4 protein-coding genes are annotated in these 5,036 nt (G+C 66.3%); all 4 read left to right on the top strand.

From position 1 onward, the window contains the following. Positions 1-698: urease subunit alpha (locus QZY06_RS14925; protein WP_295685867.1), on the top strand; the 698-nt coding region annotated here is incomplete at its 5' end. 38 nt (positions 699-736) lie between these two features. Continuing rightward, positions 737-1,186 carry an urease accessory protein UreE gene (gene ureE / locus QZY06_RS14920; protein WP_367275655.1) on the top strand — a complete coding sequence of 150 codons (450 nt, stop codon included), beginning with the start codon at positions 737-739 and terminating at the stop codon, positions 1,184-1,186. 5 nt (positions 1,187-1,191) lie between these two features. Continuing rightward, a complete protein-coding gene (locus tag QZY06_RS14915) occupies positions 1,192-1,881 on the top strand; it encodes an urease accessory protein UreF (RefSeq protein WP_295685865.1) in 690 nt (229 codons plus the stop codon). 254 nt (positions 1,882-2,135) lie between these two features. After that, positions 2,136-5,036, top strand: a 2,901-nt coding sequence (locus tag QZY06_RS14910; RefSeq protein WP_295685864.1) for a S8 family serine peptidase, incomplete at its 3' end; no start/stop codon positions are given.

The raw sequence follows: 5,036 nt of genomic DNA, 5'->3' as shown, positions 1-5,036 counted from the left end.
GGATCCGCCGAGAGACCATCGCCGCCGAGGACATCCTGCACGACCTCGGCGCGTTCTCGATGATCTCGTCCGATTCGCAGGCGATGGGCCGCATCGGCGAAGTCATCACCCGCACCTGGCAGACCGCGCACAAGATGAAAACCCAGCGCGGCCCGCTCGGCACCGACCCGGATCGTCATGACAATTTCCGCGTCCGCCGCTATGTCGCCAAGTACACGATCAACCCGGCGATCACTCACGGCGTGGCGCATGAAGTGGGCTCGATCGAAGTCGGCAAGCTCGCCGATCTGGTGATGTGGCGGCCGGCGTTCTTCGGCGCCAAGCCGTCGATGATCATCAAGGGCGGCATGATCGTCGCCGCACCGATGGGCGATCCGAATGCCTCGATCCCGACGCCGCAGCCGGTGCACTACCGGCCGATGTTCGGCGCCTTCGGCCGCGCGATCGCCGAGACCTCGGTGAGCTTCGTCTCGCAGGCCGGGCTCGATGCCGGGCTGCGCGACAAGCTGGGTCTGGGCAAGCGCCTGGTCGCCTGCAAGAACACACGCGCGATCCGCAAACGCGATCTGATCCTCAACGATTACCAGCCGAAGATCGAGGTTGATGCCCAGACCTACGAGGTGCGTGCCGATGGCGTGCGCCTGCATTGCGAGCCGGCGGCGGTACTGCCGCTGGCGCAGCGGTATTTCCTGTTTTAGGGCCTGTTTTAGCGCCTGTTCCAGAGCCAATTCCGAGTATGTTGACGATCACCAAACGCCTCGGCGACGGCGCCCACGCCGCCACCATCAAGATCGAGCTGCCGTTCGATCTGCGCACCCGCAGCCGCCAGCTGACCAAGCTGTCGACCGGCGAAGAAGTGGGCCTGCGTCTCGAACGCGGACTGGTGCTGCGTGGCGGCGATCATCTGATCACCGACGACGGCCGCGTGGTCGAAATCGTCGCGATGGACGAGGTGGTGTCGACGGTCACTTGCGACGATCCCTGGCGGCTGGCGCGCGCCAGCTATCACCTTGGCAACCGCCATGTGCCGGTGCAGATCGGCGCTGGCTGGCTGCGTTTCCGCCACGATCACGTGCTCGATGAAATGCTGCGTGGCCAGGGTTTCACGGTCACCGTCGAGGAAGCGCCGTTCGAGCCGGAAGGCGGCGCGTATGGCGGCCACGGTCATTCTCACGGGCACGGCTGAACGACATGTACGGTCACGGTGCCGCCGGCGGCACGGCGCTGCTGCGCTTGCTGAATCTGACCAGCCCGGCGCTGCCGATCGGCAGCTTCCATTTTTCGCAGGGGCTGGAAGATGCGGTCGAACGGCGGCTGGTCGTCGATGCAGCGACCGCCGGCGACTGGATTGCTGGCCTGGCGGCGCAATCGGTCGGTACGCTCGATCTGCCGATGCTGTTGCGTATGCATGCGGCCTGGACCGACAAGCGCCCGCCGTGGGCGCTGCGGCTCAGCGCGCGGCTGATCGCTGCCCGTGAAACCGCCGAGCTGCGCGCCGAAGACCGGCATCTCGGTTCAGCCCTCGCGCGGGTGCTGATCGAACACGGCATCGAGGAAGCCAAGCCCTGGATCGGCAATGTCGACGCCAGCCATGCCGCGCTGTTCGCGCTGGCCGCGGTGCGCTGGGACATCTGCGCACCGGACGCGGCCACCGGCTATCTGTGGAGCTGGTGCGAGAACCAGGTGCTGGCGGCGATCAAGCTGGTGCCGCTCGGCCAGAGCGCAGGCCAGCGCCTGCTCGGCCAGTTGATCGACCGGATTCCGGAGATCGTCGAAACCGCGGCGACCATCGATGACGACGACATCGGCATCGCCAGCCCGATGCAGGGCATCGCTAGCGCCCGCCACGAATCGCAGTATTCGCGGCTGTTCCGATCCTGAGCTTGCCGAACGCTTTACACAAAACATTCACAAAACTAATGCGATGGTCCGGGCTCGCGGGTTGCTGCTGCGGTAGCGGCTGAGAACCGACCTCTGCAGACTTGCGCGGCTTTCCGGAGCTGCTGCAGTCGCGCAGGTCCTGGTTCAAATAACAAAAGAGGACCCTCATGGCCCTGTTGGATCTGCATCTAGTTGGCCTTTCCTGCGCGCGTCGCGGAAGAATTCTTACAGGCTTGCGCGTTGCCGCCGCAGCTTTGATCGCTGCAACCCTGATATCGCTGCCGCAGGCGGCCGCTGCGCAGCAGACCGGCTTGCAGCTCCAGCCGAGCGCCGCGGCGCAGATCGCCGTGCTCAATCAGATCAAGGCATCGAAGACCGCGAACCAGAAGAAGATCGACTCGCGCCTGTTCCTGGCGCTGAAGAAGCAGCGCGGCGATGTCGAGACATCCGCCCTGCCGGACTTCCGTTACGTCACGCCGGAAGTCGATGGCCGCGTGCTGGTCGATCTGATCATCACCCGGCCCGATGCCGTGCGTTCGGTCTGGCAGCAGCTGACCGAGCTCGACGCCACGATCCTCACCGACAAGGGCCTGGTCTACGGCAGCCGGACGGTGCGCGCCCGGGTACCGATGAAAGCCGTCGAAGCGTTGGCGGCGATGGACGAAATCCTCAGGGTCCGTCTCGCAATTCCGGCGCGGACCCATGCCGAACCGCAGACGCCAGGCCCGGTCGCCAGCGCGCCGCGCCGCGCCACCAGCGCCCTCACCAACGCGCTGAATCGCTCGCAGGGTCTTCGTGTCCATGACGCGGATACCGCCCGGAACAGCTTCGGCACTACCGGTGCCGGTCAGACCATTTGCGTGCTATCCGATGGCGTGACTTCGCTGGCGGCATCCCAGGCATCCGGCGATCTGCCCGACGGTGATCGCCTGTTCGTGCTGCCGGGACAGACCGGCACCGGCGATGAAGGCACGGCGATGCTGGAAATCGTCCACGACCTCGCCCCGCAGGCCCGCCTGGGTTTCGCCACCGCCTTCACCAGCGCAAGCTCGTTCGCGCAGAACATCCTCGATCTGGCCACGGCCGGCTGCACGATCATCGTCGACGACATCCTCTATCTCGACGAATCACCGTTCCAGGATGGCCCTATCGCCCAATCGGTGAACACCGTGACCGGCAATGGTGTGCTGTATTTCTCGTCGGCCGGCAACGAAGGCAATTTGAAAGACGGCACTTCCGGCACCTGGGAAGGCAACTTCAAGCCCAGCGCCGCCGCCGTTCCGCCGGTGCTGGCCATCGCTGGCAGGCTTCACGACTTCGGCGACGGCAGCAACTCTATTCTGGTCAAGAGCGGCAACGGCGGGACGCCGGCCATCCTGATCTGGGCCGAGCACTACAACGCGACCCAGGGCCTGGCCTCGACCGACTACGATCTCTACGATCTGGACGGCGCGCTGACCAAGGTCTTCGACGCCAGCACCGATACCCAGAATGGTTCGGGCGGTGACGATTTTCCGGTCGAGATGCTGGACAAGGGCGCCTTCCCCGGCGAGCGGCTGGTGGTCACCCGGGTCAGCGAGGGGAATACGAGCAGCGCACCGGCCTTCAATCTGATCCTGTTCCGCGGCCGGCTCGACCCGGCGCTGGCAACCTCGGGCGCCACCCGCGGCCACAGCGCTGCTGCCAGAGCCTTCAGCATTGCCGCCACACCCGCCGCCGAGGCGTACAGCACTCCGCCAGGCGAAGGACCGTTCCCGAATCTGTTCAGCAGCGGCAACGTTTCCGAAATCTTCAGCTCGGATGGCCCGCGGCGGATCATCTTGAGCCCGGGCGGCGCTGAACTGACGCCGGGCAACCGCACAATCACCGGCGGCCGTGTTCGCCACAAGCCGGATCTGACTGCGGCCGACGGCGTATCGACGGCGGCCCCGGGCTTCTCGACCTTCTTCGGCACCTCGGCCGCAGCCCCGCATGCCGCAGCGATTGCCGGCCTGATCACGAGCGCCTTGCCGACCTTGTCGATGGCGGAAATCCGCAACCTGATGATCTCCACCGCGATCGACATCGAAGCCCCCGGCGTCGACAACGTCACCGGCGCCGGCATCGTCATGCCGATGCCGGCGCTGCAGGCCGGCGGCGCGCAACCGCGGGCGTTGTTGTTGCCGGGCAAGGCGGTGTTCACCCAGGTGAGCGGCGATGGCGATGCGTTCATCGAACCCAATGAAACCTGGTCCATCTCGCTGCCGCTGAGCAATCAGGGCGGCGCCGCGGCCAGTTCCGTGCGCGTCAGCCTGAGCAGTTCGACGACGGGTGTCACGCTTCTCAACAGCGACTCGGCCTATCCGGACATCGCGCCGGGAGACCGGGCGGCGAATACCCGCGGCTTCACCTTCCGCGTCGAATCCACCTTCCCCTGCGGCCGGCTGATCAACTTCTCCGCGGCTTCCAGCTATGCCGGCAGCGCCACGCCGCCGCCGGCCTTCCCGCTATCGGCCAACACCGGTGCGCCCGGCACGCCGGTGACCTTCCGCTATACCGGCGCCGTGGTCCCGATTCCGGACGGCGGGACAGCCGGTGTCGACATTCCGCTGACGGTTTCCGGCCTCAACGGCGCGCTGAACGACATCGACTTCCGCATCGACGGCAGCAGTTGCACTGCCGATATCGGCGCGACCACCGTCGGCATCGCCCACAGCTTCGTCGGCGATCTGATCGTCCGCCTGGTATCGCCCGCGGGCACAGTGATCCGGCTGATGAACACACCGGGTGGCACCGGCAACGGCGGCAACAATTTCTGCCAGACGACGCTGGATGACGAAAGCACCGGCATCAACATCCAGAACATCGTTGCCGCCAATGCGCCCTGGCGCGGCTCGTTCCAACCGGCGGCGGCCCTGGCAGGCTTCGATGGCGAGAACGGCAACGGCACCTGGTTGCTGCGGGTGACCGACACCACCACGCAGGACAGCGGCAGCGTCCGAGCCTTCTCGCTGCTGATCGCGGGCGCGGCTTGCGACGTGCCGGCCAACCCTGCCCCCAGCAGCTTCCACTTCGTCGATCAACGCGGCGTGGCGCGAAGCAGCCGGATCACTTCAGCGCCGGCAAGCATTACCGGCCTCACGGCGGACGCGGTGATCTCGGTCGAGGGCGGCAGC

The sequence above is a fragment of the uncultured Nevskia sp. genome (assembly GCF_903885465.1).
Lineage (GTDB): Bacteria > Pseudomonadota > Gammaproteobacteria > Nevskiales > Nevskiaceae > Nevskia.
This window is presented reverse-complemented; position numbering and strand designations above follow the sequence as displayed.

What these genes read in the sequence shown, in the direction of transcription:
- ureE (WP_367275655.1), top strand. Translation starts at nt 737, where the DNA reads ATGTTGACGATCACCAAACGCCTCGGCGACGGCGCCCACGCCGCCACC.
- QZY06_RS14915 (WP_295685865.1), top strand. Translation starts at nt 1,192, where the DNA reads ATGTACGGTCACGGTGCCGCCGGCGGCACGGCGCTGCTGCGCTTGCTG.